The organism is Geothrix sp., from assembly GCF_020622065.1.
In the GTDB taxonomy this organism is placed as follows: domain Bacteria; phylum Acidobacteriota; class Holophagae; order Holophagales; family Holophagaceae; genus Geothrix.
The window spans coordinates 594,732-621,465 of record NZ_JAHRYQ010000002.1; the positions used below are offsets into that span (position 1 = coordinate 594,732).

22 protein-coding genes are annotated in these 26,734 nt (G+C 68.0%); 15 read left to right on the top strand and 7 right to left on the bottom strand.

What is annotated here, in order from left to right; translation table 11 throughout:
* Positions 1-28: 28 nt before the first annotated feature.
* Positions 29-1,141: a glycosyltransferase family 9 protein gene (locus QZ647_RS12150; RefSeq protein ID WP_291272416.1), complete on the bottom strand. Its 1,113-nt coding sequence runs from the start codon at positions 1,139-1,141 to the stop codon at positions 29-31.
* On the bottom strand, positions 1,138-2,439 hold the full coding sequence (locus QZ647_RS12155; RefSeq protein WP_291272417.1) for an arginine deiminase family protein: 1,302 nt from the start codon (positions 2,437-2,439) through the stop codon (positions 1,138-1,140). The genes QZ647_RS12150 and QZ647_RS12155 overlap by 4 nt, the downstream gene beginning before the upstream one ends.
* 197 nt (positions 2,440-2,636) lie before the next feature.
* Here QZ647_RS12155 and QZ647_RS12160 point away from each other — a divergent pair, with 197 nt between their 5' ends.
* The 3 genes from QZ647_RS12160 to QZ647_RS12170 all read left to right on the top strand — a co-directional run bounded on the left by QZ647_RS12160 (position 2,637) and on the right by QZ647_RS12170 (position 5,244).
* Entirely contained in the window at positions 2,637-3,218 is a 582-nt protein-coding gene (locus tag QZ647_RS12160) for a peroxiredoxin (protein ID WP_291272418.1), read from the top strand.
* Between the two features lie 95 nt (positions 3,219-3,313).
* Positions 3,314-3,925, top strand: a complete 612-nt coding sequence (locus QZ647_RS12165) for a lysophospholipid acyltransferase family protein (RefSeq protein ID WP_291272419.1) — start codon at positions 3,314-3,316, stop codon at positions 3,923-3,925.
* Positions 3,926-3,930: 5 nt separating this feature from the next.
* A complete protein-coding gene (locus QZ647_RS12170) occupies positions 3,931-5,244 on the top strand; it encodes an FAD-dependent oxidoreductase (RefSeq protein WP_291272420.1) in 1,314 nt (437 codons plus the stop codon).
* Here the strand turns inward: QZ647_RS12170 and QZ647_RS12175 are convergent.
* Positions 5,237-8,104, bottom strand: a complete 2,868-nt coding sequence (locus QZ647_RS12175; protein WP_291272421.1) for a DUF748 domain-containing protein — start codon at positions 8,102-8,104, stop codon at positions 5,237-5,239. The two genes, QZ647_RS12170 and QZ647_RS12175, sit on opposite strands and share 8 nt — an antisense overlap.
* A 154-nt stretch (positions 8,105-8,258) precedes the next feature.
* Between QZ647_RS12175 and QZ647_RS12180 the strand changes: the two genes are divergently transcribed.
* Both QZ647_RS12180 and QZ647_RS12185 read left to right on the top strand, forming a co-directional pair.
* A complete protein-coding gene (locus QZ647_RS12180; RefSeq protein WP_291272422.1) occupies positions 8,259-9,578 on the top strand; it encodes a cyclic 2,3-diphosphoglycerate synthase in 1,320 nt (439 codons plus the stop codon).
* 74 nt (positions 9,579-9,652) lie between these two features.
* Positions 9,653-10,747: an NADH:flavin oxidoreductase/NADH oxidase gene (locus QZ647_RS12185; protein ID WP_291272423.1), complete on the top strand. Its 1,095-nt coding sequence runs from the start codon at positions 9,653-9,655 to the stop codon at positions 10,745-10,747.
* Positions 10,748-10,765: 18 nt separating this feature from the next.
* On the opposite strand, the gene QZ647_RS12190 is transcribed toward QZ647_RS12185, so the two are convergent.
* Complete coding sequence (locus tag QZ647_RS12190; protein WP_291272424.1) at positions 10,766-11,497, bottom strand: phosphoribosyltransferase family protein; 732 nt, start codon at positions 11,495-11,497, stop codon at positions 10,766-10,768.
* A 126-nt stretch (positions 11,498-11,623) separates the two neighbouring features.
* Between QZ647_RS12190 and QZ647_RS12195 the strand changes: the two genes are divergently transcribed.
* The 9 genes from QZ647_RS12195 (at position 11,624) to QZ647_RS12235 (ending at position 23,308) form a co-directional block, all read left to right on the top strand.
* A complete protein-coding gene (locus QZ647_RS12195) occupies positions 11,624-13,132 on the top strand; it encodes an amino acid permease (RefSeq protein WP_291272425.1) in 1,509 nt (502 codons plus the stop codon).
* Between the two features lie 137 nt (positions 13,133-13,269).
* On the top strand, positions 13,270-14,730 hold the full coding sequence (locus QZ647_RS12200; protein WP_291272426.1) for a heparan-alpha-glucosaminide N-acetyltransferase domain-containing protein: 1,461 nt from the start codon (positions 13,270-13,272) through the stop codon (positions 14,728-14,730).
* Positions 14,731-14,824: 94 nt separating this feature from the next.
* On the top strand, positions 14,825-15,988 hold the full coding sequence (locus QZ647_RS12205; RefSeq protein ID WP_291272427.1) for a hemolysin family protein: 1,164 nt from the start codon (positions 14,825-14,827) through the stop codon (positions 15,986-15,988).
* Between the two features lie 46 nt (positions 15,989-16,034).
* Complete coding sequence (locus QZ647_RS12210; RefSeq protein WP_291272428.1) at positions 16,035-17,294, top strand: hypothetical protein; 1,260 nt, start codon at positions 16,035-16,037, stop codon at positions 17,292-17,294.
* A 21-nt stretch (positions 17,295-17,315) separates the two neighbouring features.
* The gene (locus QZ647_RS12215; protein WP_291272429.1) at positions 17,316-18,047 is read left to right on the top strand and encodes a response regulator; all 732 of its coding nucleotides are present in this window, start codon (positions 17,316-17,318) and stop codon (positions 18,045-18,047) included.
* A gap of 162 nt (positions 18,048-18,209) precedes the next feature.
* Positions 18,210-19,451, top strand: coding sequence for a DUF1015 family protein (locus QZ647_RS12220; protein ID WP_291272430.1), 1,242 nt, complete (start codon positions 18,210-18,212; stop codon positions 19,449-19,451).
* A gap of 12 nt (positions 19,452-19,463) precedes the next feature.
* Entirely contained in the window at positions 19,464-20,336 is an 873-nt protein-coding gene (locus QZ647_RS12225) for a D-isomer specific 2-hydroxyacid dehydrogenase family protein (RefSeq protein ID WP_291272431.1), read from the top strand.
* A gap of 11 nt (positions 20,337-20,347) precedes the next feature.
* The gene (gene serC / locus QZ647_RS12230; protein ID WP_291272432.1) at positions 20,348-21,448 is read left to right on the top strand and encodes a 3-phosphoserine/phosphohydroxythreonine transaminase; all 1,101 of its coding nucleotides are present in this window, start codon (positions 20,348-20,350) and stop codon (positions 21,446-21,448) included.
* Positions 21,449-21,613: 165 nt separating this feature from the next.
* Positions 21,614-23,308 carry a hypothetical protein gene (locus QZ647_RS12235; RefSeq protein WP_291272433.1) on the top strand — a complete coding sequence of 565 codons (1,695 nt, stop codon included), beginning with the start codon at positions 21,614-21,616 and terminating at the stop codon, positions 23,306-23,308.
* Between the two features lie 28 nt (positions 23,309-23,336).
* Here QZ647_RS12235 and QZ647_RS12240 read toward each other — a convergent pair whose 3' ends face one another.
* The 3 genes from QZ647_RS12240 to QZ647_RS12250 form a co-directional block, all read right to left on the bottom strand.
* On the bottom strand, positions 23,337-24,224 hold the full coding sequence (locus QZ647_RS12240) for an acyltransferase (RefSeq protein ID WP_291272434.1): 888 nt from the start codon (positions 24,222-24,224) through the stop codon (positions 23,337-23,339).
* Positions 24,225-24,324: 100 nt separating this feature from the next.
* On the bottom strand, positions 24,325-24,696 hold the full coding sequence (locus tag QZ647_RS12245; protein ID WP_291272435.1) for a metallopeptidase family protein: 372 nt from the start codon (positions 24,694-24,696) through the stop codon (positions 24,325-24,327).
* Between the two features lie 118 nt (positions 24,697-24,814).
* On the bottom strand, positions 24,815-25,825 hold the full coding sequence (locus QZ647_RS12250) for an integron integrase (protein ID WP_291272436.1): 1,011 nt from the start codon (positions 25,823-25,825) through the stop codon (positions 24,815-24,817).
* Positions 25,826-26,095: 270 nt separating this feature from the next.
* Here QZ647_RS12250 and QZ647_RS12255 point away from each other — a divergent pair, with 270 nt between their 5' ends.
* Positions 26,096-26,674: a hypothetical protein gene (locus QZ647_RS12255; protein ID WP_291272437.1), complete on the top strand. Its 579-nt coding sequence runs from the start codon at positions 26,096-26,098 to the stop codon at positions 26,672-26,674.
* Positions 26,675-26,734: the final 60 nt, after the last annotated feature.

Genomic DNA, 26,734 nt, shown 5'->3' on the forward strand with positions numbered 1-26,734 from the left:
GCGGACAGTCAGTCTAGCAGGAACCCCTTCAGGATTCTTTCGTCAGCAATGTCAACACTTCCATCACGCGAGATGGGGAAATCCGATGGGCGCTGGAGCCATGGGTGGGGAAGTCCGCCGCCACCCCGGGGTCGCAGTCCACATCCGGCCCCCGCAGGGCCAGGGCCCGGGGCCCGATGGGGTTCACCCACACCTCGGGGCTGGGGCCGAAGAGGGTCACCGTGGGCCGCCCCGTAGCCGCGGCCGTGTGCGCCAGACCTGTATCGATGGCCACATTGCCCCAGGCCGCGGACTGGACGGCACAGGCTTCAGGCAGGGTCGTCCTTCCCGCCAGGTTCAATGCGCCGGGCACCGCCGCGGCGAGCTCGGCGCCCAGCGGCGCCTCGTCCGGCCCGCCCAGCAGGACCGGGCGGAGGCCGCGGGCCTGAAGGAGCCGCATCAGCTCCGGCCAGGTGCGGTCCTCGGGGAACCAGCGTTTGCCGAAGCCGCGGGTGCCGAAGGCCAGGGTGGCGTAGGGCTCGCCCGCCCAGCCCACCTCGCGGAGCTTCTCGGGCCCCTTCCGCCCGCCCAGCAGGTCCGGCGTGAGGGGCAGCCACAGGGCCCGGTCATCGCCCGTGAGCGTCGCCAGCAGGGGCTGGATGCGGGTGGCAATGTGCAGGGGCAGGTCGCGGTACTTGATGGGGTGGTGGTAGAGCAGGCGCAGATGGTTGTCCGCGATGCCGGCCCGGATGGGCACCCGGCTCAGCCAGGCGGCGAAGGGCAGCCGGGCGCTCTGCGAGAGGTTCAGGAAGGCGGCGGGAGGGCGCTTGCGCCAGCCCCGCACCAGGGCCCAGGGATCGGGCTTGGCGGCCCCGCCGCCTTCGATGAGGGACGCGGCGATGAAGGCGGGATCGGCCTCCGACAGCAAGGCGGCGCCGATGTGATGGCCCACGGCGATCCACCGCAGGTGTACGCCCCGGGCCGTGGCCACCCCGTTCCAGTGGTGCTGGAGGGTCCGCAGGAAGGGGAGGGTCATCACGACATCGCCCAGCTGGCGCGGGAAGCGGATCCACACCTCGGGCGCGGCGCCCTGGGCCAGGGCGCGGTCCAGGTCGGCCAGCACCGGGTGGCCAGTCGCGCGCTCGCCCGGGCCCGCGCTCATGCGCCTTCCCGTGACAGCGGCATGGTCATGCAGCGGGGACCGCCCCGGGCCCGGCTCAGCTCACCGGCCTCGATCTGGATCAGGTACTTCTGGCCATCCAGCAGGTCCAGGCTCGCCTCCGTCAGGACCTGCCGGGCCGTCACCACCCGGTAGCCGGCCTTGTCGAGGGCCTCCCCCGTGGCGATGTTGCGGGCATAGCTGGCGATGACTCCCGGGGCCAGGCAGAAGGCGTTGGCGCCGTCGGTCCACTGCTCCCGCTGCTGGAGGATGGGATCCTTCCCGCCACAGAAGATGGGCTGCAGGTCCACGCCCACGGCCTTCAGCGACCGGAGCAGGCTCGGTTGGGTGCTCATGCGCAGCTCCGGGTGGCGCAGGTCGATGCTGGTGACATTCAGGAGTTCCCGGCTGCCCTCCACGAAGTAGGGCGGATAGACCAGACATTCGTCTTCGCTGGTGCGGGTGAAGATGGTGTCCAGGTGCATCGCGCTGCGCTTCTTTGGCATGAGCACCATGAGCAGGTGGTCGAAGCTGTCTTCGTTCTCGGCCCGGTGCGCCCGCAGGGATTCGGCCAGCAGGTGGATGGCGTCGGCCTGGGTGCGCTCGCTGCAGCCCACGGCCAGCACTTTGCGGCTGAGCACCAGAATGTCGCCGCCTTCCAGACTCACCGGGGCCTTGATCTCGCCGCGGACCAGGGGCGTGACCTGATCGAACCATTTGTCCTGGTCCGTGTGGTGCTTCAGCCGCGGGTGGTGCCGGAACACATAGCTGAGGATCAGCGGCTCGCGCTCCCGGGCCCAGGTGGCCATGGAGTTCACGCTGTAGCCGTCCCCGATGACCGAGGCGGGATCCCGCATGAACAGCAGGTTCGGGATGGGCCGAACCCGGTAATCGAACTCCTCCTCCCAGCGCGTGTGGCCGGGCATGTCATCCCAGGGGAGGCCGCCGATGACGCTGCGCGCCGCGTCGGCCGGGGCCATGTCCCGCAACAGGTTGCAGGTGTCGTCCGGCAGGCCCACCAGGCGCCGCAGGTCCTCGATGAAGGCCAGCTTGACGCCCTGGTCCTGGAGCGACTCGATGAAGAGGTCCTGGATGTCCAGCACCTCGTCGGCCACCTTGGCCAGCACCTTCCGGAACTGCTCGTGCTCGTAGCGCGCCAGGTCGCCGTGGAGGATGTCGTCGAAAAGCAGCTTTTCCATCATCCCCGGCACCATCAAGTCCACCTCGGGGCCGGGGTTGTGGATCACCACCTGCTTGAGGCGGGCGGTCTCGGAGAACACGGAGAGGTGGATGGGCTGCATGGAGGTCCTGGGCGGGTCTGGAACCCCGCAGGTTAGCATGGAAGCCGCATCCTGACTGCATCTGCGCATCTCAGTTGACCTACGGGTTCAATATTCTTTACCAATTTGGTCGGACATTCTCCTTGAACCCCCCCGAGCCCCGCCGTAGCCTGATTCTTCCCACCGGACCCAGGGGCAAGTCCCCATTTGGAGGCATCATGGCCGCATTCGTCACCCAGCCCGCACCCGACTTCAAGGCCAAGGCCCTGGTCAACGGCGAGTTCAAGGAAGTCTCGCTGTCCGACTACAAGGGCAAGAAGGTCGTGCTGTTCTTCTACCCCCTCGACTTCACCTTCGTGTGCCCCACCGAGATCCTGGCCTTCTCCGACGCCATCAAGGAGTTCGAGGCCCGCAACACCCAGGTCATCGGCGTGAGCGTGGATTCCCATTTCAGCCACTGGGCCTGGGCCAACACGCCCCGCAAGGACGGCGGCATCCACGGCGTGTCCTTCCCCCTGGTCTCCGACCTGAACAAGACCATCGCCCAGGACTACGGCGTGCTGCTGCCCGCCGGCATCGCCCTGCGTGGCCTGTTCATCATCAACACCAAGGGTGAGCTGAAGCACATCACCGTGAACCACAACGACCTGGGCCGCAGCGTGGAGGAAGTCCTCCGCCTCCTCGACGCCATCGACTTCACCGAAGAGCACGGCGAAGTCTGCCCCGCCAACTGGCACAAGGGCGAGAAGGCCATGAAGCCGACCTCCGACGGATTGAAGGCCTATGTAGCCTCCAAGTAATTGGAAGAGATCACACGCAGCGGGCGCCGAAAGGCGCCCGCGGTGTTTGTGGGGGAAGCCGGGTTAATCTGGGGGCCCGTCTTGCGAGGAACCGGTTGAAGCAGCCCCTGGAATGCCCCCACCCTCCCGAGGGCCTCCGTCAGGTCCGGAGCCGGATCTGGCCTGCGCTCGGACGGGCCTACCTGCGGCTGGCGGGCTGGCGGGTCGAGGGCGCATTCCCGGAGGTCCCCAAGTGCGTGGCCGTGGTGGCCCCCCACACCTCGAACTGGGATTTCACCCTGGGCGTGGCGTTCATGTTCGCGGCCGGACTGCGCGTGTCCTGGCTCGGCAAGCACGCGCTGTTCAAGGCCCCGTTCAGGCGATTGCTCCGGTCGCTGGGCGGCATTCCCGTGGATCGCCGGGCCAGCCACGGCGTGGTCGGCGCCTGTGTGAAGGCCTTCGAGGCCGCCCCCGCCCTCCTGCTGGCCCTGGCGCCGGAGGGCACCCGCAAGGGCGTGAGCCAGTGGAAGACGGGCTTCTATCAGATCGCCTCCGAGGCCGGGGTGCCCATCCTGCCCGTGGGCTTCGACTACCGGAACCATGTGATCCGCCTGATGCCCCTGTTCAGGCCCAGCGGCGACCGGGAGCAGGACATCCCCCGGATCCAGGCCCTGTTCGATCAGGTTCACGGCCTGCGCGAACGCCCCACGGAAGGCCCGAAGGGCTGAGCCCCGTGGACGCCCCCCGGACCCGCATCCTCATCCTCGGCGGCGGCCTCTCTGGGCTGCTGGCCGCCTGGCAGCTGCGCCGGCTGGACCGGGCCATCGAAGTGTGGGAGGCTTCCTCCGCCGTGGGCGGCTGGGCACAGACGCTGGCCTGGCCTGGGCCGCACGGTGAGGCGGGCTTTCTCGAACGGGGCCCGCAATCGCTCCGGGTGGGCCGGGGCGGGGCCCTGGAGCGCCTGCTCCGCGACCTGGACCTCGAGCTGCGCCCCCCCGGGCCCAAGGGCCCCCGCTGGCTGGGCAAGGGGGGGCGCCGACATCCCAGCCCGGCCTCGCTCGCGGGCCTGGTGCGGGCGCCGGGGCTCAGCCTCGGGGAGAAGCTGCGGCTGCTGGCGGAACCCCTCATCCCGCCGGGAGATGGAGCGGAAGAGACCCTGCGCGCCTTCTTCGCCCGACGCCTGGGCGAAGGGTTCGCCCGGGAGTTGCTGCCCGCGCTGGTGGCCGGCGTGCTCGCGGCCCCGCCCGAGCGCCTCAGCGCGGACGCGCTCCCACGCCTGCGGCGCCTGGACGAAAAGGGGGGCCTCCTGCTGGGCGGCCTGCGGGTCGGCCTGGAGCGCACGGGCCTTCCGGCGGGCGGAACCGGCGCCCTGGCCCAGGCGCTGGCCGCTCGCCTCGGGTGCGTGAGGACGAACCGCGCCGCCCGGACCCTGGAGCCCCTGCCGGAGGGGCGCTGGCAGGTCCACGGAGAGGGCCTGAGCCAGGCGGCGGACGCCGTGGTCCTGGCCCTTCCTGCGCAGGTGGCGGCGGGCCTCCTGAGGCCCGTGGCGCCCGAGCCCTCGGCCCTCCTCGAGGCGATCCCCCGCCTGGACCTCCGCGTCTGGCACAGCCGCCACGCCCTTCCTCTCGGTGGCGGCAGCGCCGGTTGGGAACGCGGCTTCGGGCTCCTCATCCACCCCCCGGAGGGCCACGGCCTCCTGGGGTCCGTCTCCTTCGCGGCGGACGATCCGCGCGGCGTGCCGGGGCTGCTCCAGGTCCGCTCCTATGTCGGAGGTGCCCATCCGGTGGCCCCCGGGCTGGAGGCCTGGCCCGGCGTGTTCCAGGAGCTGCGCCGCTGGCTGCCGGAACTCACCGAGCCCCTTCAGGTGCGCGAGGAGGCCTGCCCCGGGGCCTTCCCTCTTCTGGAACCCGGCCACCGGGCCCGGGCGGCCCGCCTGGCTGCGGGCCTTCCGCGGGGACTCCACTGGCTCGGCGCCGCGCGGTTCGGCCCGGGCGTCCCCGATCTCGCTGAGGGCACCGAAGCCTGGGCGGCAAGCGCGGCTATTTGAGGGTGAAGACCACGGCCGCGCCTTTGGCCTGGCCGGTCCGCACGGGAAAGATTCGGGCGGGATCGGCCTTCGCCGTGTCCTGGAGCCAGCCGATGACCGCCTTCCCCCGGGCATCGGCCAGGTGGATGAGTTCCGAAGGATCCACCCCCTGGGCGGAGAGCAGGCGCTGCTCCATCTCCGCAGGAGGCGGGGGCGGCGGGGCCGGTTTGACATCCTTGGCGGGCGGGAAGGCCCCCTCGTAGGCGACCCTCAGCCAGCGTTCGCGCTCGGCGGCGGGCACGGGCCCCGCCTCGACCTGCTTCAGGGCCTTGGCCCGCGTCCGCCGCAGGAGCGCTTCCAGGCTGGCCTTGCGCAGGGCCGCCCCATCCTGCTCCGGATCCACCGCGCCTTCGGCCTCCAGGCGCAGCTCCGGCCGCTCGTGCAGCGCCTTGGCCAGAGCCTGCAGCTTGGGCGTGGCGGCCGCCTCCAGGGCGCTGGAGCCCGGAGCGAAGGCCAGGCTGCTGAGGTCCCCCGCATCGCTGCCGAAGAGCTTGCCGATCAAGGTGAAGGGCGAGGTGGCGATCTTCCCCAGCAGGTTGAAGACGGCCTTCCACACGAGCTTGCCGTACTTCACATCGGGATCGTCCAGGTTGCCCTCGATGGGCAGGTCGAAGGCGATGACGCCCTTGCGGTCCCGCAGGATGGCCAGCCCCAGCTTCACGGGCAGGCCTGTGGCATCGGGGCTTTGCACCTTCTCGCCCAGGTAGAACTGGTCGAGCTTCACGGCGTTGTCGGCCTTCAGGTTCCGGTGGTCGATGCGCAGGTGGGCATCCACATCCAGCTTGCCCTTCTGCACGGTGTAGCCCAGATACTTGCCGGTGTAGGGCGTGAAGTCCGTGAGGTCGGCGCCCTGGATCTTCAGGATCACATCGGTATCCAGGTCGCTGCGGAGGGGCATCGCGTGACCCGTGATGGTGATGGGTGCGAGTCCGCCGGCACGGCCCTTGAAATCGACCTTCGACGAGACATCGGGACGGCTGGAGAGGCCCAGGTAACTCCCTTCCAGGTCGCTGAGCACCAACGCCGCGTTCGGCTGCAGGGAACGGTCGATGTAGCTGAGTCGGCCGCCGGTGATGCCGAAGGTCACGATGGTCAGGTCCGGGGCGCCGGCGGGCGTGGCGGGCAGCACAGCGGCGGTCGGGGCGGCGGGCTTGCCTTCCGGGGCCAGCCGCAGGGCCCGGGCCACATTGGTGCTGCCGTCGGGCTGCACCACCACGCGGCCTTCAGGATCCGTCCAGTCGACGGTCTGGATGGTCATGGACAGGGGGGCCGAGCGGAGGTCCGCTCCCGCCAGGCGCAACTGCTTCCAGCGCAGGAAGGGCTCGTTCAGGGCCGCGTCCCGCACCTCGAAACCCTGCACCGAGGCGGCACCCCGATAGGTGACGCCATCGGTCTTGCGTCCTTCGAAGACGAAGCGCACGCGGCCCTCGGCCCCCAACCTGCCCGAGGCGATGCGCAGGTCCAGGGCCGCGTCGAGGTAGGGATCCCAAGGTGCCAGCTCCAGTCCCTCCACCTTCAGCTGAAGGTCTCCGGTCCCCTTCAGGGGTGCCACGCGTCCCTCGGCTTTCAGGGAGCCGCCCCCGAGCTTCAGGTCCAACGACATCGGGCTCGTGGCGGCGGGATCCGCCGAGAGATCCTGCCCGTGCAGGTTCAGGTCCGTGGCCTCCGCCTGGACCGGGCGGGCGGGGCCCAGGTCCTCCCAGCCCACACGGAAGCCCTTGAGGGCGAGGTCGCGGATCCGCCATTGAAGGGGTTTCTCGTCGGGATGCTTGGCCCGGGGTTTGGGTGGCGCCACCAGGCGGGCCAGGTTGAGGCCCCCGTCCTTCGCCATCTGCACGCGCAGCACACCCCCTTCTGCGGTGATGGACTCCAGCTCCAGTGAGGGCGCCAGCAGGTCCGCCTTTCCGCCGCGGATGTCCAGGAGGGGCAGCTCGATGGCAGGCTGGGCGGCGCCGCGTTCGGCGACCTTCACATCCTTCAGGGTGAGCCCCAGGTCCGTCAGCTCCACCACCCGGCGGCCCCCGCCCCACTCGACGCGATACTGCGCCCGCACAGCCGCCGTGCCGCTGCGGATCTCGCTGGAGACCTGCTCCTGCTCATAGGGGCGGTACTTGGGGAGGGAGAGGTTCTCCAGCAGGAGGCTGCCCCTGGAGGTGAAAGGCTGGAAACCCAGGTCCCCCTTCCATGCCACATGCTCCTTGGCCTCAGTCCAGGCCTCCAGCACCACGCCGCTGTGGTTCCCCACCTCCGTCCGCAACCCCTCCAGGGTGAACGCGATGGGTCCCACCACGGTCCGGAAGGGCGCCGACGCCGAACCATCGCTGAATTCGACGCGGCCTTCCCGCAACCGGAAGCGGCGGACATCCAGCACCCATTTGGAAGGGCTGGAGGGCGCGGCCTCCGAGGCCTTGCCGTCCTCTTCCAGCAGATCTTGGAAGTTCAGGCGCCCCTGGGCGTCCAGCGCAGTCCTGAAGGTCAGGCCTTCGACTTCCACCGTGGACAGGCCCACCGTGTGGCTCAACAGGCGCCAGACATCGTAGTTCACGAAGAGGCGGCGGAGCGTGATCCAGTCGCCTCCCCCCCGCTCGGCGACGCGCACGCCTTCGACCGTGATGCCGAAGGTGAAGGGGTTGAAGCGGAGCTTCGCCACCGTGACGGGCCGCTTCAGGGCCTTGGTCGCCTCCCGCTCGATGCGGGGCCGCACCAGGGCCGGCACCAGGAAGAACCCCGCCAGCAGCCACGCCCCGTACAGGCCCGCCAGGGCCCCAATCAGGCGTCGCCAGCGGCGGGAGAAGGCCAAGAGAGCGGCTGGAATGGGCATGGGAAAAGCATAGACCCTTCCCGCACCTGTGATTCAAGCCACAACCCTGTTCTCATGCCACGCCCGAGGTGGCTATCCTCCCTGAGTCGCGGAACGGCCAGGACTGCCACCCCCGAGCGTGTCGGCCCTCCGCTGGACCGAGAGGCATGGTGTCATGGCGACACGACGCGTGGTGATCCTGGGAGCCGCTGGACGCGACTTCCACAACTTCAATACCGTCTACCGGGACAATCCGGACTACCAGGTGGTGGCCTTCACCGCCACCCAGATCCCCGACATCGCGGGTCGCCGCTACCCGGCCGTGCTGGCCGGCAAGCTGTACCCCCAGGGCATCCCCATCTTCGACGAATCCGAGCTGGTGGCCCTGATCCAGCGCGAGAAGCCGGATGCGGCGGTGTTCTCCTACTCCGATGTCACCCACGCCACGGTCATGCACCTGGCCAGCCTCTGCATCGCCCACGGCGTCGACTTCGAGCTGCTCGGCGCCGACAAGACCATGATCACCTCCACCAAGCCCGTCATCGGCATCACGGCCGTGCGCACGGGGGCGGGCAAGAGCCAGACCACGCGCTACATCAGCAACATCCTCAAGAAGCTCGGCAAGAAGGTCGTCGCCATCCGCCACCCCATGCCCTACGGCGATCTGGCCAAGCAGGCCTGCCAGCGCTTCGCCGACTACGGCGATCTCGACAAGCACGAATGCACCATCGAGGAGCGGGAGGAATACGAACCGCACATCGACAACGGCTTCGTGGTCTACGCAGGCGTGGACTACGAGCAGATCATCCGCAGCGCCGAGAAGGAGGCGGATGTGATCCTCTGGGACGGCGGCAACAATGACCTGCCCTTCTACAAGAGCGACCTCCACATCTGCATCGCCGATCCTCTGCGTTCGGGCCACGAGATGGCCTACCACCCCGGCGAAGCCAACTTCCGCATGGCCCACCTCATCGTCATCAACAAGTGCGACAGCGCGAAGGAGGCCGACATCGCCGCCATCGAGCAGAACGCCGCCGCCGTGAATCCGAAGGCCCGCGTCATCCGTGCCAACAGCCCGGTCACCTGCGACCGCCCCGACATGGTGAAGGGCAAGCGCGCCCTCGTCATCGAGGACGGCCCCACGCTCACCCACGGCTCCATGTCCTACGGCGCCGGCGTGGTGGCGGCCAAGGCCGCGGGGGCCCATGAGATCGTGGATCCCACGCCCTACGCCGTGGCCAGCCTCGCCGCCACCTATCGGAAGTATCCCAACGCCAAGGGCATCCTGCCCGCCATGGGCTACGGCGACCAGCAGGTGAAGGACCTCGAAGCCACCATCGAGGCCACCCCCTGCGATGTGGTCCTCAGCGGCACACCCATCGACCTCACCCGCGTCCTGAAGGTCACCAAGCCCATGACCCGCGTCCGCTACGACCTGGCGGAGATCCGCGAGGGGGTGCTGGAGGCAGAGGTCAAGAAGGCCCTCCGCATGTAATTCCAGCCTTCGCCAACGGGAGGGGTCCACGGATCCCTCCCGTTCCATGTACGCTCATCCTTGTCGGAGTCCCCATGCCACGCCTGTTCCAGCCCCTCACCCTCCGCGGCCTCACGCTGCCCAACCGCATCGCGGTGTCGCCCATGTGCCAGTACCAGGCCCAGGACGGCTTCACCAATGACTGGCACCTGGTCCACCTGGGCGGCTTGGCCCAAGGCGGCGCGGGGCTGGTGATCACGGAGGCCACGGCGGTGGTGCCCGAAGGCCGCATCAGCCCGGACGATCTGGGCCTCTGGAACAACGCCCAGGCCGAGGGCCTCGCCCGCATCGCCCACTTCATCGCCTCCCAGGGCGCCGTGCCGGGCATTCAGCTGGCCCATGCCGGCCGCAAGGCCTCGAATCCGGCCCCCTGGAAGGGCAGCGGCAGCCTCCCCGCCACGGCGGGCGGCTGGACACCGGTGGCCCCCAGCCCCCTGGCCTTCGATGAGGGCTGGACCGTGCCCACGGCCCTGGACGAGCCTGGGATCCTGGCCGTCATCGAGGCCTTCATGGACGCGGCCCGCCGCGCCGTGGCCGCGGGCTTCCGGGTCATCGAGGTCCATGCCGCCCACGGGTACCTGCTGCACCAGTTCCTGTCGCCCCTGTCGAACCACCGCACCGATGCCTACGGCGGCTCCTTCGAGAACCGCACGCGCCTGGTTCGCGAGGTGGTGGGCGCCTTGCGCAACATCCTGCCCGACGAACTGCCCCTCCTTGCCCGGATCTCCGCCACAGATTGGGTGGAAGGCGGCTGGAACCTCGACCAGTCCGTGGCCCTTGCGAAGGAACTCAAGGCCCTGGGGGTGGACCTGGTGGACTGCTCCTCGGGCGGCCTGGCCCCCCGCGCCGAAATCCCCCTGGGTCCGGGCTACCAGGTGCCCTTCGCCGCCCGGATCCGCGCCGAGGCGGGCCTCCCCACCGGCGCCGTGGGCCTCATCACCGACGCTGAGCAGGCCGAGGCCATCCTGGCCCAGGAATCCGCCGACCTCGTCCTGCTGGGTCGCGAGCTCCTCCGCGACCCCCGCTGGCCCCTGCACGCCGCCAAGAGGCTGGGCGTGGAGGTGCCCTGGCCGGCCTCCTACCTGCGCGCGGCCAGGGGCCCCGTGCCCGCGAGGCAGCCGCTCCACTAGGCGGAACGGCGGCCCTCTCTACAGCGCCCGGAACAGCGTCAGCACACGCACCTCGTCGGCCCCGCCCTCCAGCAGGGCCTGGGCACAGCGCAGCAGGGTGGTGCCGGTGGTCCAGACATCGTCCACCAGCAGCACCCGACCTGCCGGCGTCGCCCCCCGGCTCAGGGTGATGGCCCGCTTTGGCAGCCGCCGCCGCTCGCTTTCCGTCCGGGAAGCCTGACGACCGCTGCGCCAGGCTTTGGCGAGCAGGGGCTCGAAGGGCCGCTCGAGCCGGGCCGCGATCACCTGGGCGGCCTCCGCCCCGAAATCGAACCCGCGGAGAAGGCGGCGGGGAAGGGTGCTGGGCGCCGAAGTCACCCGGTCCGCCTCGGCCGCCCAGGCCGGCAGCGGCACTCGCGGCAGGCGGTTCAGCAGGGCTTTCCGCCAGCCGGCTTCGCCCTGCTTGATGCCCGGCAGGAGCAGGGCCCCCAGGGGCGGGCGGCCACCGTGATAGTCCCAGAGGGCGTCCCCCAGGGCCCAGGCCACCGCCTCAGGGCAACCCGCCTCGGGATCCTCGCCGTGAAAAGCCTCCCCCCCATGGACCAGCGCACAGCGCGGGCAGCGCCCCTCGGGCAGGGGAACCAGGCCATCCCAGCAGCGGGCGCAGAGGCCCGCTTCGGAGCCCTCTCCCACCGGACCGAGGCAGCCCCGGCAGAGGAGCAGGGAACGCCGCGCCTGGACAAGGCGGGTGAGGAATCCAACCGGGAGCATGGGGCATCATAGCCAGCATCCGTTGGCCCCCAGGCTCGATCTGCTAGGATCGCCGGAAGCCCCCTGGCCCATCCTCCTGGAATCCCCTTCCGGGCCCCCGATCCCGGATTGCATGGAGTTGTGTTCATGTCGAACGACCCGCGTCCCGAATCCCCGCTTTTCGCGCGCAAACCCCTGGCCCTCCTCCTCGAGGAAGCCAAGGGTGAGAACCGCCTCCGCCGCGTGCTCGGTCCCGTGCAGCTCACGGCGCTCGGCGTGGGCGCCATCATCGGCGCGGGTATCTTCGTGGCCACGGGCGCCGCGGCCCACAACATCGCCGGCCCCTCGCTGATGGTCTCCTATGTCATCGCCGGCATCACCTGCATCTTCGCGGCGCTCTGCTACGCGGAATTCGCCGCCATGGTGCCCGTGGCGGGATCGGCCTACACCTATGCCTACGCCACACTCGGTGAGCTGTTCGCCTGGATCATCGGCTGGGACCTCATCCTCGAATACGGCGTGTCCAGCGCCGCGGTCGCCACAGGATGGAGCGCCTACTTCCAGAGCGCCGTCAGCAACATCGGCATCCACATTCCCAAGCTGGTGAGCGAATCCCCCTGGAAATACGACCCGGCCACGGGGCACTTCGCCTCCACGGGCGCCGTGATGAACCTGCCCGCGCTCATCATCGTGGCCATCATCACCGCCATCCTCGTGAAGGGCATCCAGGAGAGCGCCACCTTCAACGGCGTCATGGTGGCCATCAAGGTGGCCGCCGTGCTCTTCGTCATCGGGGTGGGCGCCTTCTTCATCAACACCACCAACTGGCACCCCTTCGCGCCCTTCGGCTGGACCGGCATCAGCTTCTTCGGCCACCATGTGGCGGGCCAGGTGGATGGCGGCGGCGCGCCCATCGGCACCATGGCCGGCGCGGCCATCATCTTCTTCGCGTACATCGGCTTCGATTCCGTTTCCACCCACGCGGAAGAGGCCAAGAACCCCCAGCGCGATGTGCCCATCGGCATCATCGTGTCCCTGGTGGTCTGCACCTTCCTCTACATCGCCGTGGTGGCCGTCCTCACGGGCATGGTCAAGTTCGACCACCTGGACATCAACGCGCCGGTCTCCATCGCCTTCCGCCAGAACGGCATGCCCTGGGCCGAGGGGCTCATCGCCACGGCGGGCGTGGCCGGCATCACCTCCGTGCTGCTGGTCATGATGCTCAGCGGCCCCCGCGTGTTCCTGGCCATGGCCCGGGACGGTCTGCTCCCCAAGGCCACCTTCGGCGATGTGCACCCCAAGTTCCGCACCCCCTGGAAGTCCACCATGCTGGTCGGCTGTTTCGTGGGCATCCTGGCCGGCTTCCTGCCCATCGACGCCCTGCTGCACCTGGCCAACATCGGCACCCTGCTCGCCTTCGTCATCGTCTGCGCCGCCGTTCTGATCATGCGGAAGAAGCACCCTGAAGCCGAGCGCCCCTTCCGCTGCCCCTGGGTGCCCTTCGTGCCCGTCATGGGCGTGCTCAGCTGCCTCATGCTCATGTTCTCCCTGCCCGTGGCCAACTGGTGGCGCCTCATCGCCTGGCTCGCCCTGGGCTTCGTCATCTACTTCTTCTACGGCAAGAAGCACAGCGTCATGCGGAAGCAGAACGCCTGATCCGGCTCCTTTTCTCGAACAGCCACTGATCCACCCCGAAGACCCAAAGACGCGAAAGCCGCTTGCGAGAAGGCCTGCCTGCTTCCTTTCTTCGTGCCTTCGCGTCTTCGTGGTGATCATTCCCTTGAGATGTTTCGATGTCGATCTGGACTGACCTGACCCCTTCCAAGCGCTGCGACTGGATCGACCAGCTGCGGGGCTGGGCGGTGATCGTGATGATCGAAGTGCATGTGGTGAATGTCTGGCTGCAGTCTGGACTCCGCCCGGACTGGCTCAACTACCTGAACGGCCTGGTGGCCCCGAGCTTCACCATGGCGGCCGGCTACAGCCTGACGATCTCCACCTTCCGCACCGACGGCACCCTGCGCCCCTTCTGGCCCGACACGGCCCGGCGCCTGGGCTTCATCCTCCTCTGCGCCTACGCCCTGCACGCCCCCGGCATCACGGCGGCGGACTGGACGGTGCTCAACACCACGCAGAAGGCCCGGGAGCTGTTCAAGATCGATGTGCTCCAGTGCATCGTCTACTCCCTGCTGATCCTCCAGGGCTTGGCGCGCCTGGTGCGGAACCCGCGCGTCTTCACGGGTCTGGCCCTGGCCATCGCGGTCTTCGTGCCGGTGATCTCGCCGCACCTCTGGGCCACGGGCGTGGCCGACGGCCTGTGGCTCCCCATCCGCGGCCTCTTCAACGGCAACCCCGACCGCGGCGTCCAGGCCCTCTTCCCACTCTTCCCCTGGCTCGCCTTCCCGGCCTTCGGCGCCTTCCTGGGCGGCCTCTACCGGCACCTGCGGGTCGAACCCCTCGAGGGGAAGGCCCGCTGGAGCGAAGCCCGCTATCTCTTGGGGCTCGGGATCCTCGGCGCCCTTCTGCTGGCCTGGGGCGCCTCCGCCCAACACGCCTGGCTCTGGGGCGGCCGGTGGCTCCAGCAGAACGGCGTGTGGCTGCTCCACAGCCCCTCGGGCGCCTTCACCTACAGCGAGCTGGGCGCCCTCTCGAACACGACCCTGCCCAGCGTGGCCGCCCGCCTCGGCTGGATCCTCCTGGGCGGCACGCTCATGGGAGCCGTGGACCTCCTCCGGCCCCGCTGGAAGGGCTCCAACCCCATCGATGCCGCCAGCCGGGAGTCGCTGCTCCTCTACATGCTGCACCTCAACCTGATCTTCAGCGTGCTGCTGGCGCCCGCCGTCATCGCCGTCACGGGCTGGGGCTGGGGCAGCCTCGGCTGGACCGGCACCCTCCTGATGACCGCGGCCATCATCGGCCTGAACCTCTGGGCCGGCGTGGCCTGGCAGAAGGTGCGCCGGACGCCGGATCGCATGCGCCTGCTCCAGCACCGGGCCGTGGCCGCGCTGGGCATCTGGTTCGTGCTGGGTGGCTGGTGGACCTTCCGCCACTTCCTGCAGAGCCCGGAGCTGGCCAAGGAGCCCTACGGCTTCCTGAACGCCGCCCGGGCCCGCAAGGGCCTGCCCCCCACGCCGGATGGCCTCTGCCGCGACCCCGAGGAATACTTCCGCGAGGCCGACCGCCTCCGGCTGAAGCTCGGCCCCGAGGCCCGCGCCGACCTGGCCCGGCAGATCCGCGCCCGGGAAAGCCGCTAGACTGTTCCTGACAATGGCTGATTTAGGCAGCAATGCCCCCCCATCCTGGCTCCTGCTCGCCGCACTGGTGGTTCTGACCTACCGGGGCGCGACGATGGCCCTCCTTTCGGCCTTCCACGCCATGCCCTCCGTCCAGCGGCGGCGCCTGCTGGAGGAGGGCAGCGTCGAAGATCCGCGGCTCGCCACGCTCCTGGAGCGGCCCCGCACCCTGGGCATGGGTCTCGAGTTCTGGAACCAGGTGCTGCTGCTGATCCTCCTGGGGCTGCTCTGGCCCTTCCACCTCGCCCTGCCCGGCGGGGCGTGGACCCTGGGCATCCTCGTGCTGGCGGCCCTCTGGACGCTCGATCTGGCCCTGCCGGTCCTCCTCACCTCCCGCGATGCGGCCGACTGGCTGATCCGCCTCTTCCCCCTGTATGCCCCGGTGCAGCCGGTGCTGGCGGTCCTGGTGGATCCCGTGGTCCGGCTCATCGAGCGCCGCACCCAGGAGCGGGCGAAAGAATCCGAACCCGAAGAAGCCACCGAGGAGGCCGTCACGGCCCTGCTGGAGGAAGGCGAGGCCGAGGGCATTCTGGAGGCCGAGGACCGCGAGCTCATCCGCAATGTCGTCACCTTCGGGGACACGCTGGTGCGCGAGGTCATGATGCCCCGCACCCGCATCGTCGCCCTGCCCCTGGAGGCCAGCGTCGAAGAGGCCTGGAAGGCCTTCACCAGCAGCCGCCACTCCCGCCTGCCGCTCTATGAAGGCGGCATCGACCACATCCGCGGCGTGCTGCTCCTCAAGGACCTGATGCAGCTGCCGGACGGCGCCAAACCCGCCCTGGCCACGCTGATGAAACCGCCCCACTTCGTACCGGAGAGCAAACCCGTGGCGGACCTCCTCCGCGATCTCCAGCGCGCCCGCACCCAGCTGGCCCTGGTCGTGGACGAGTTCGGCGGCGTGTCGGGGCTCGTCACCATGGAGGACCTGCTGGAAGAGGTCTTCGGCGAAATCCAGGACGAGCACGAGGCCCCCGCAGGCCTGGTGGAGCAGGCCCCCGGCGTCTACCTCGTCTCCGGCCATGCCCATGTGGAGGATGTGGCCCAGCGCCTCGACATGACCTGGGAGCGGGACGGCTTCGACACCCTGGCCGGCCTCGTCCTGGCCCGCCTGGGCCGCGTGCCCCGGCCCCAGGAATCCGTGGAGGTCGAAGGCGCCCGCCTCACCGTCCTCCGCATGGACGGCACCCGCATCGTGCAGGTCCGGGTCGAACGGATCTAGGTTCCGCGAGATTCAGCCGTTAGGCTGAACCCTGGAGCCCGTCCGCATGCCCCGTCGCATCCTCGTCGCCCTGACCATCCTCATTCTCCCCCTCACCCTCTGGTTCGTGCGCCGCATGCACCGGAAGGCCCTGGTGCCCCAACCGCGGGGCATGGTGCTCGGCCTCTACGCCGGCGTGCCCGACTACGACTATGCGGAAGAACTGGACCGCATCGCCGCCACCGGCGCCACCTGCGTCAGCCTGCAGGCCATCTACCGCATGGACACGGGCCATAGCACCGAGATCCGCCGCCACCCCACCTCCAGCCCCACGGAAGAGAGCCTGCGCCGCACCTTCCGGCAGGCCAAGGTCCGTGGGCTGCGCATGATGTTCTTCCCCACCATCAACCTGCGGGACGAAGCCGACAACGCCGACTGGTGGCGGGGCAACATCCAGCCTTCGGACTGGGACCTCTGGTGGCGGAACTACACGGACTTCAACCTGCGCCTGGCGGCCCTGGCCCAGGAAGGTGGCGTGGAGTGGTACTCGCTGGGCACGGAGATGGCCTCCACCCACCCCTTCCCCGACCAGTGGCGGCGCCTGGCCACCGAGGTGCGCACGGTCTTCAAGGGCAAGCTGGTCTACAGCGTGAACTTCGACAGCCATGACAGCTTCACCTTCGGCGACTGCCTCGATGTCATCGGCATCAACACCTACGACCCCATCGCCAAGTACGACGACTACCCCAGCGCCGACCAGATCCGCGACGCCTGGTGGTGGGTCGTCTACAAGGCCCGCACCCTCACGGCGCGGTTCCAGCGCCCCGTCATGATCACCGAAGTGGGCTACCCCAGCGTGGCCCACGCCCATGTGGGGCCCTGGGACTTCCGCACGGATAAGCCCCTGGATCTGGCCCTCCAGGACCACCTCCTGAAGGGTGCTTTCGGCGTGCTGCGCCACTGGAGCGACGGGGACGCGGTGTTCTACTACCTCTACGGCGAGAACCTGAACCAGAAGCCCGTCGGCGGCCCCGAGGACCGCACCTACGCCGTGTGGGGCAAGCCCGCGGAGGCCACCCTGCGGAAGTACTTCCACGAGCCCATCTGGGAGGGGCACATCCCCCCCAAGGCCGAGAACATCCACGAGGCCGTGGTGCAGACCCTCGTGAGCTGGCACCGGAAGCTCCGGGACTATGAGGACGCCGAGCTGCCCCCCTGGGTGGTGGACTGGGAAGCCCGCCACCCCCGGGACGCCGCCGAAGCCCTGGCCGCCCTGGCGAAGGAGCCCGCCCCGGCGCGCAAAATTCCCAAGGGCGAAGCCCGCTGACGATAATCGACCATGGACCCCATGAACCTGCCTGCCCGTCCCCGCCCCCTGCCCCAGCCCGAGCTCCCCACCAAGACGCTGCTGGTGGTGGAGGATGACCGCGCCACCCTGAGCCTCTACCGCGCCGGGCTGAAGGGCCTCCAGGGCTTCCGGATCCTCATGGCCCAGAACGGGGCCCAGGCCCTGGAGGTGCTGCGCCAGGAAGCGGTGAATGTGCTGGTCACGGATCTGAACATGCCGGTGATGGACGGCTTCAACCTCATCGCCAAGGTGAGCCGCTTCTACCCCCAGGTGCCCGTCATCGTCATGACCGGCCTGGATGCGACCCAGCACCTGAACACCCCCTTGCAGCTAGGGGCGGTCCGCATCCTCACCAAGCCCCCGCGCCTCACCATCCTCATGGACGCCATCCGGGCCGCGGCCCAGTTCGAGCCCGCGGGCATGATCCGGGGCATCAGCCTCAACAGCATCCTCCAGCTCCTCAACTGGGAGCAGAAGTCCTGCACCCTCACCGTGAAGTCCGGGGCGGGCATGGGGCTGCTCTACCTCAAGCGGGGCGAGGTCATCCACGCCGCCTTCCAGGACCAGGAGAGCCTCCCCGCCGCCTACGAGATCCTCTGCTGGGATCGCCCGGACATCGAGTTCGTGGAGACCTGCCGGGTGGAGCGGACCATCGACCTCCCCCTGACCGAGCTCCTGATGAACGCCGCCCTGATCACCGACCAGCGGAGACCCGCGTCCGACGAGGTCTGACCCGTCTGCGGAAGGCCCACGAGTTTGACGGTTTGGGCCCGCCTGGGGGCAAGTATGGGACTTTCGTCAAAAGAGGGCTGAACTGGGCCACCAAAGGGCACCTGCCGGGGAATAATGGCGCGTGTGCGGCCCCACGGGGGCCCCCTTCCCAGGCAGGTGCCCATGTCCCAGCTGAAGCCGTTCCGCGCCCACCGCCCCCGGCCTGAACTCGCCGCCCAGGTGGCCGCCGTGCCCTACGATGTGGTGAACACCCAGGAGGCCGCCGAGCTGGCCAAGGGCAACCCCCACTCCTTCCTCCATGTGGGCCGCCCCGAGATCGACCTGCCCGCGGGCATCGACATCCATGCCGACGAGGTCTATGCCAAGGGCGTGGCCAACCTCCGCGGCCTGATCGAGAACGGCACCCTGTTCCAGGAGAACACGCCCTGCCTCTATGTCTATCAGCAGCGCATGGGTGACCATGTCCAGGCGGGCCTGGTGGGTCTCTGCTCCGTGGAGGAGTACGAGAACGGCACCATCAAGCGCCACGAATTCACGCGCAAGGACAAGGAGGATGACCGCACCCGCCATGTCACCGAGCAGGGCGCCAACGCCGAGCCCGTGTTCCTCACCTACAAGGCCGTGCCCTACATTGATCACATCGTCAACGACATCCGGAAGCAGCCGCCGGTCTACGATGTGGTCACGCCCGATGGCATCGGCCACACCGTGTGGGTCGTCTCCGGCGAGACCGTGGTCTACGAGCTGGTGAACCTCTTCAACGGCGTGCCCGCCCTCTACATCGCCGACGGCCACCACCGCACCGCCGCCGCCATCCGCTACGCCCAGGCCCGCCGCGCCGCCGCCGGCGCCAGCGCCACCGGGGACGAGCCCTTCGAGAGCTTCATGGCCGTGGTCTTCCCCCACGACCAGCTCAAGATCATGGATTACAACCGCGTGGTGAAGGATCTCAACGGCCTGACCCAGGACGCCTTCCTCGCCAAGGTGAAGGACAAGTTCGAGGTGGCCGTCTCCGCCCACCGCGCACCCCAGGCCCCCACCACCTTCGGGATGTACCTGGGCGGCACCTGGTACGAGCTGAAGGCCAAGCCCGGCAGCTTCCCCGCCGCCGATCCCGTCCGCGGCCTCGATGTGAGCATCCTGCAGGAGAACCTGCTCAACCCGATCCTCGGCATCGATGATCCCCGCACCAACACCCGCATCGACTTCGTGGGCGGCATCCGCGGCATGGACGAACTGGAGCGCCGCGTGAAGGAAGGCTGCGCCGTGGCCTTCTCCGTGTACCCGACCTCGCTCACCCAGCTCATGAGCGTCGCCGACGCCGGCGAGGTCATGCCCCCCAAGTCCACCTGGTTCGAACCCAAGCTGCGCTCCGGACTGCTGGTCCGGATGTACGAAGGTTAAAAGGGAGCCCCCATGCAGATCCTCATCGCCGACGCCTTTGACGCCAAGCTCCCCGAGCGCCTGTCCCCCTTCGGGCAGGTCAGTTCCGACATGGCCGCCCTCGGGCAGGCCCATGTCCTCCTCGTCCGCTCCAAGACCAAGGTGAACGCCGACCTTCTCGCCCAGGCCCCCAGCCTCAAGCTCGTCATCCGCGGCGGCGTGGGCATGGACAATGTGGACAAGAAGCTCTGCGCCGAGAAGGGCATCCGGGCCGTCAACACCCCCAGGGCCAGCAGCGTGGCCGTGGCGGAGATGGCCATGGCCTTCATGGTGGCCATCCCCGCCCGCCTGATCGAGGCCCACACCTCCATGAAGGAGGGCAAGTTCCTCAAGAGCGAGCTGAAGCGCACCGAGCTCTTCAAGAAGACGCTGGGCCTCGTCGGCGCCGGAAACATCGCCACCGAGGTCGCCAAGCGCGCCCAGGCCTTCGGCATGGAAGTGATCGCCTTCGATCCCTTCCTCAAGGAGCATCCCATCGCCCGCATGGTGAGCCTGGACGAGCTGGCCGCCAAGGCCGATGTCATCAGCCTGCACACGCCCCTGACCGATGACACCAAGGGCATGATCAACGCTGCCTTCCTTGCCAAGATGAAGGACGGCGCCATCCTCATCAACACCGGCCGCGGCAAGTGCGTGGTCGAGGCCGACCTCGCCGCCGCCCTGCAGAGCGGGAAACTCCGCGCCTACGGCACCGATGTGTGGCCCAGCGACCCGCCGCCCGCGGACTGCCCCCTGCTCACCGCCCCCAATGTCTTCATGGCCCCGCACCTGGGTGCCAGCTCCAAGGAGAACCTCGGCCGCATCGGCGACGAGGTGGTTCAGATTCTTCAGGATTTCAAAGCGTAAAAGGAGCCCTCATGACCCATCGCGTGATCAACTTCTACGCTGGCCCGGCGGGCCTGCCGCTGCCCGCCCTCGAGCGCGCCCAGGAAGAGCTGCTGGACTTCGCCGGCACCGGCATGTCCGTCATGGAGGTCAGCCACCGCTCGAAGGAATACGACGCGGTGCACGAGGAGGCCATCGCCCTCACCAAGGAGCTGATGGGCCTGCCCTCCAACTACAAGGTGCTGCTGCTCCAGGGCGGCGCCCACCTCAGCTTCGGCATGATCCCCCTGAACCTGCTCCGCAACGACAAGAAGGCCGACTACATCGTCACCGGCAACTGGGCCGAGAAGGCCACCAAGGAGGCCAAGCTCGTGGCCGGCGACCGCGTGCGCGTGGCCGCCAGCACCAAGGAGCAGAAGTTCAGCCGCCTGCCCCACGCCGACGAGATCAAGGTCGGCCCCGACAGCGCCTTCGTGCACTTCACCTCCAACAACACGGTCGAAGGCACCCAGTGGCACGAGTTCCCCCAGGTCGGGAAGGTGCCCTACATCTGCGACATGAGCTCGGACTTCATGTGGCGTCCGTTTGATGTGAGCCCCTTCGGCCTCATCTATGGCGGCGCCCAGAAGAACCTCGGCCCCAGCGGCGTGACCCTCACCATCATCCGCGAGGACTTCCTCGAGATGTGCGAGGCCCAGGACCTGCCCAGCTACCTGCGTTACAAGATCCACGCCGAGAAGAACTCGCTCTACAACACCCCGCCGACCTTTGGCATCTACATCCTGCGGAATGTCCTGGCCTACAACAAGAGCATCGGCGGCCTGAAGGCCATCGAGGCCAGCAACAAGAAGAAGGCCGAGCTGCTCTACGGGTGCGTCGACAAGCACAGCGGCTTCTACAAGGGCTTCGTGACCGAGAAGGCCCACCGCAGCGTCATGAATGTGGACTTCTTCCTGCCCACCCCCGAGCTGGACGACCAGTTCGTGAAGGAGGCCAAGAAGGCCGGCATGGTGGGCCTCAAGGGCTACCGCGACATCGGCGGCATCCGCGTCAGCACCTACAACGCCGTCACCGTGGATCATGTGAAGACCCTCGTGGACTTCATGGAACAGTTCGTCAAGACGAACGGGTAGAACCAGGCCGGCCTCCCGCCAGGCCGATCTTCCGCCAGGGGGCACCGGAAACGGTGCCCCTTTCGGTGTCGGGAAAGCCAAGCCATCCTATTCTTGGGTGACCCCGCCTCAGAACCGATGACTTGTGGGTATCCACCCGCCCGCCTGGAAGTTGCCCGACCGCCCATGGAAACGCCCCCCCTCACGCTCGATCGCCTCAAGCTGCTGGCCGCCGCCGAAACGCTGCGCCTGGACGCCATCGGCCGCGAGGGATTGGCCGACCTCCTCGCCCAGGGGCTCATCCAGAAGGACCAGCGTCCTCTGCAGGCCAGCCTGGAGGGCCGGTACGAGGCCCTGCAGGAGACCCACCGGCAGATCGTCGAGGCCAAGGGCTGCGCGGACCGCCTCCAGCGACGCCTGGCACCCAAGTCCCGCCTGGCGGGCCTGTTTCCCATGGGCGCTCCCGCTGGGCCGAGGCCGGACGATCCCGATGCCGTCCAGCTCGTCGACCTGCTGGAGCTCCTGAAGCTCCAGGTGCGGGGCGTGAAGGGCTCCCAGGATGTGCTGCCGAACCTGGAGCGCATCCTGGACTACCTGCAAGTAGAAGGGCGCGAGTGCCTGGATCGCCTGGCCACCACGGACCGGGAGATCGACCAGGCCCAGAAGCAGGCCGCCCCGGGCACCCAGGTGGAGGGCGAGGGCTATTTCCGGCTCACGGCGGCCGGCGAGGCCGCCCTGCCCGAGGCCCCCGTGATGGAGCTGCTCGACGCCTCCCTCCAGACCGCCTTCGGCTCCAGCCTCCGGGGCGGAAGCTATGCCCACTTCAAGGAGGATCCCTCGGGGCTCCTTTCCTTCCTCGTGGATCGCATGGCCGCCGGCGACCGGCCCTCCGCGGTCGTCAGCGAGTACGAGGATCTGCTGGAAGCCTTCGACCGGGTGCCCACCCTCGCCGACCTGCAGCCCCTCCGCGCCAAGATCGCCTTCCTCGTGCGCCTCCTGCGGGCCTCCCGGGATGAGCCCAAGCGGGCCTACCTCTGGTGCAACCGCGAGCGCCTGAATGCCGCCACGCATCGCATGCGCGCCGTGCTGCCCCCCACCGTGGCCGCCTCCGGCTGGCGTCTGCCTTACGCGGCGGATCTCTTCCTCGTCGACGGCGGCCGATCCGACGACGAGGAGCAGGCCGAGCAGCGGATCCGCCTCTTCGAGGCCGTCCACCGCATCCAGACGGAGCTGCTGCAGGACATCCGCATCCGGGACGGCCAGTTCTTCCGCCTGGCCCTGGTCCTCGCCCACGGGGCCCGGGTCCGCAACTTCGCGCCGGGCATCCTCATGGATCGCTTCGTCCGCCAGGGCCTCGAAGCCGTGATGGAGGCCGCCCAGACCGCTCCCTACGACCTGGGCGACCGGGGCACCTCCCTGATCTTCGGCACCCACCTGGCTCATGCCGCGGGCTTCACCAAGGCGCGGCTCCAGGGCCCCCTGCAGGCCTTCGCTGCCATCCACGCCCGGTTCCGCGGCGACGATTCCCCCACCCGCGTCTCGGTCCAGGTGCTGCTGCACGCCTTCGCCACCCTCGATCGCCTGGAGCGCCTGGGGGCGCCCATGCCCCTGGAGGACTACGCCGTGCTCTTCGAGCGGATCCGCAAGCGGCTCCGGCACCACAAGGCCGCCTCCCGCGCCTTCAGCACGGCCCAGATCAAGGCTGGCGACGAGGCCGCCCTCGCCGCCAACCTGTCCGCCCTGGTCTGCTTCCGGGGCCTGTCCCTGCCCCCGAAGAGCCTGTACCACGCCGATGTGGGCCTGGCGGGCCTCTACGAGGAGCGCCTTCCCGGCCGGCCGCCCCTGCTGGGATCACCCTTCGGGACGCTGATGTTGATTTGACCGGCCGCCGGATCGCGGAGCGGCCCCATCAGGCCTGGGCCGACTGCCCCTGCAGCACGATCTCCTCGATGCGCGCGTCCTTCTCCGCCCACAGCTCCTGCACCCAGGCCTGCAGGCGCGCGCGGAAGACGGGATCACCCTCATAGTCGCCGGTCAGCAGATCCGTCGGGATCTTCAGCTCCCGCACCCGCACCACCACCCGCTTCACCTGGCCTGACAGCAGGTCCCAGAAGCTGGGCACACCCTCGGGATAGACGATGGTGACATCAAGCAGGGCATCGAAGCGCTCGCCCATGGCGCTGAGGGCCGTGGCGAGCCCGCCCACCTTGGGCTTGAGCAGGTGCCGGTAGGGCGATTGCTGCTGGTCGTGTTTGGCCCGACTGAAGCGGCTCCCTTCCAGGAAGTTCATCACCGAGGTGGGGATCTGGCGGAACTTCTCGCAGGCCTTGCGGGCCGTGGCCAGGTCCTGGGACCGGCTGCCGCTGCGCCGCCGCATGAAGGGGAAATCCAGGGCCCACCAGGCCAGGCCCATCACCGGCACGAAGAGCAGCTGCCGCTTGAGGAAGAACTTCAGGAAGGGCACCTTCCGGTGGAAGACCTTCTGCAGCACCAGGATGTCCACCCAGCTCTGGTGGTTGCTGCTCACCAGGTACCAGCCCTTTCGCCGCAGGCCCTCCAGGCCCGTCACATCCCAGCGCGTGCGCTGCACCAGGGCCATCCACCAGCCGTTCACGGCGATCCAGCCCTCGGCCAGGCCGTTGAGCAGGCGGTCCGCCCCGCGCCGGATGAAGCCGACCGGGAGGGCCAGCTTCACCAGGGCCACAGGGATCATCCCCGAGAAGATGCCCACCGCATTGACCGCCAGCACAACGCTGGCCCAGGCGCCTTTGAGGGTGGACCACAGGCGGTTGAACATGCGGCTCCTCATCTTCCGGGCCGACCCGGTGGACCAGAATATCGGAGGATCCGAAGGCCCGCGGTCGGGAAAAATCGGCCTAGAACCCACCCGTCTCAGGCTAACCCCAGCCCAGTTCCTCCAGCCGTTCCTCGCTGATGCCGAAGTGGTGGGCGATCTCATGGATGACCGTGGTGGCGATCTCGTCCCGCAGCTCGTCCTCGTCCCGGCAATCCTCCAGCAATGGCCCTCGGTAAATGGTGATGCGGGGGGGCAGCTCGCCGGATTCCGCGCGGCCCTCGGTCAGGGCCCGACCCGAATAGAGGCCGTAGAGCGTCTCGTCCTCGGGCACGCCCAGGTCATCCAGCAGGGCGTCCGGCGCCCAGTCCTCGATGACCACCGGGACGCCCGCAAGGTAGGGGCGGAACTCCGCCGGCACCAGCGCCAGCGCCTCGTCCACCAGGCGCCGGAAGGGGAGGTCAGACATGCGCATGGGACGATCCTACTGCCCCTGCCGCCAGGGGGAGGAGGGCGGATCACAGAAGGGGGGAATCATATGGAAGCCCCGAAGAAGACACCCCGTACCCTCGTTTCCTTCCGCGACCAGCCCCTCACAACCCGTCCAGCGGGCTCGCCACACCGCGGCCGCCGCGGTTCAGCACATGGGTGTAGATCATCGTGGTGGCCACATCCTTGTGGCCCAGCAGCTCCTGCACGGTGCGGATGTCGTGGCCCGAGGCCAGCAGGTGGGTGGCGAAGCTGTGGCGCAGCACATGGGGCGTGACGGGCTTGACCAGCTCTGCGGCCCGGGCTGCCAGCCGCACGGCCTTCTGCACGCTCTCGGGATGGAGGTGATGGCGGCGCACCAGGCCGGAGCGGGGGTCCACCGAGCGCTGCGCCGAGGGGAAGACCCACTGCCAGCCCCAGGCGCGGGGCGCAGCCCTGAACTTCTCCGCCAGCGCATCCGGCAGCCCGACCTCCCCGAAGCCTTCCGCCAAGTCCCGGCCATGGAGGGCGCGCACCCGCTCCAGGTGCGCGAGGAGGGGCCCCACCAGGCGATCCGGCAGCATGGTGACCCGGTCCTTGCCTCCCTTTCCATCTCTCACCACGATCTCCCGGCGTTCAAATTCCACATCCTTCACCCGGAGGCGCAACCCCTCCATCAGCCGCATCCCCGTACCGTAGAGCACCTGCGCCACCAGGGCCATGCCGCCCTCCATCTGATCCAGCACCGCCCGCACCTCTCCCGGCGTGAGCACCACGGGCAGGCGTGGCTGTCGGCGGGCCTGGACCACCTCACCCAGCCATGGCAAGTCCACCTCCAGCAAGTGGCGGTAGAGGAAGAGCAGGGCCGCCTTGGCCTGGTTCTGCGTCGACGGCGCCACCCGCCGATCCACCGCCAAGTGGCTCAGGAATGCCTGGACCTCCGGCGCCCCCATGTCCTTCGGATGCCGCTTGCCATGAAAGAGAATGAACCGCCGCACCCAGTCCAAATACGCGTCCTCGGTCCGCAGGCTGTAGTGCCGGACCCGAAGGCTTTCGCGAAGCCGATCCAGGAATCGGGGCGCGGTCCCCACCCCCGCGTTCCGCCCTTCGCCGGTCTGCCTATTCCCGTCAGACATGACCCCGCTCCGATCGTCCCAGGCCGCCTATTGCGCTAACCTGACCCCCGATTCCCGACTTCAACTTGCTGGACTGCGCCCAATTTATCGCCTTTTTTTCGCCCGTCAAGTCCACCCGTCAGTACGCCCATTCCCCCAAGCACGGCTTCCCCCCACCCCCAGGTTTCCGGCCCGAAGCGTACTCACCCACCCCCCAACCCCACCGTCCAATTCAAAGTTAGGCAGCATCGACAATTCCTATTCATTGATCGACAAAAGGAGGGGGTCAACTTGGCAATCAAATTTGTAGTAGAAAATTGCACCATCAAAAGCAAACCCTATGAAACAACTCTAAGTGGGATATTAAATACGCTTGCAGATGGCAATACAATGTCACTTAAAGCTAATGGACAATGGTCCGAGTTACGCAGTAATTTTCCTGAAATTCCGAATGAATCAAATTTTGCTACCATCAATTGGCTCACATACGGGGTATTCATTTCGATATTTTCATTTTTACTTATATTAAAACATCATTCACTAGATAGATTGCTTCAGGATATGTTGTTTGTAGTGTTATTATCTTGCCAATTTTTCTTCACAAATAAAAATTTGAAATTTCTGTTTTCAACATCTCATACTATTATTTTAAGCTGGTTGTCATTTATTTCGTTCTATATTATTTTTATTCCGGCAGAATTGATTTACGAAAAAATTGGCCCTGGTTTCGGGACTTTAATAATTATGGGTGGGGGAACTTTAGGCTTATTTGCGCCGTCCAAAATAAGTAATAAAATTTTACAATATCGAATTGAGCACTTGAAATCATTGATCGAAAATAGGTTGAACCATTCGAGCCACGAGCAATAAATTTTTATATATTTGTGACATAAACACCCAGCCTAACCCTTAGCTCAACTCGGACCCCGC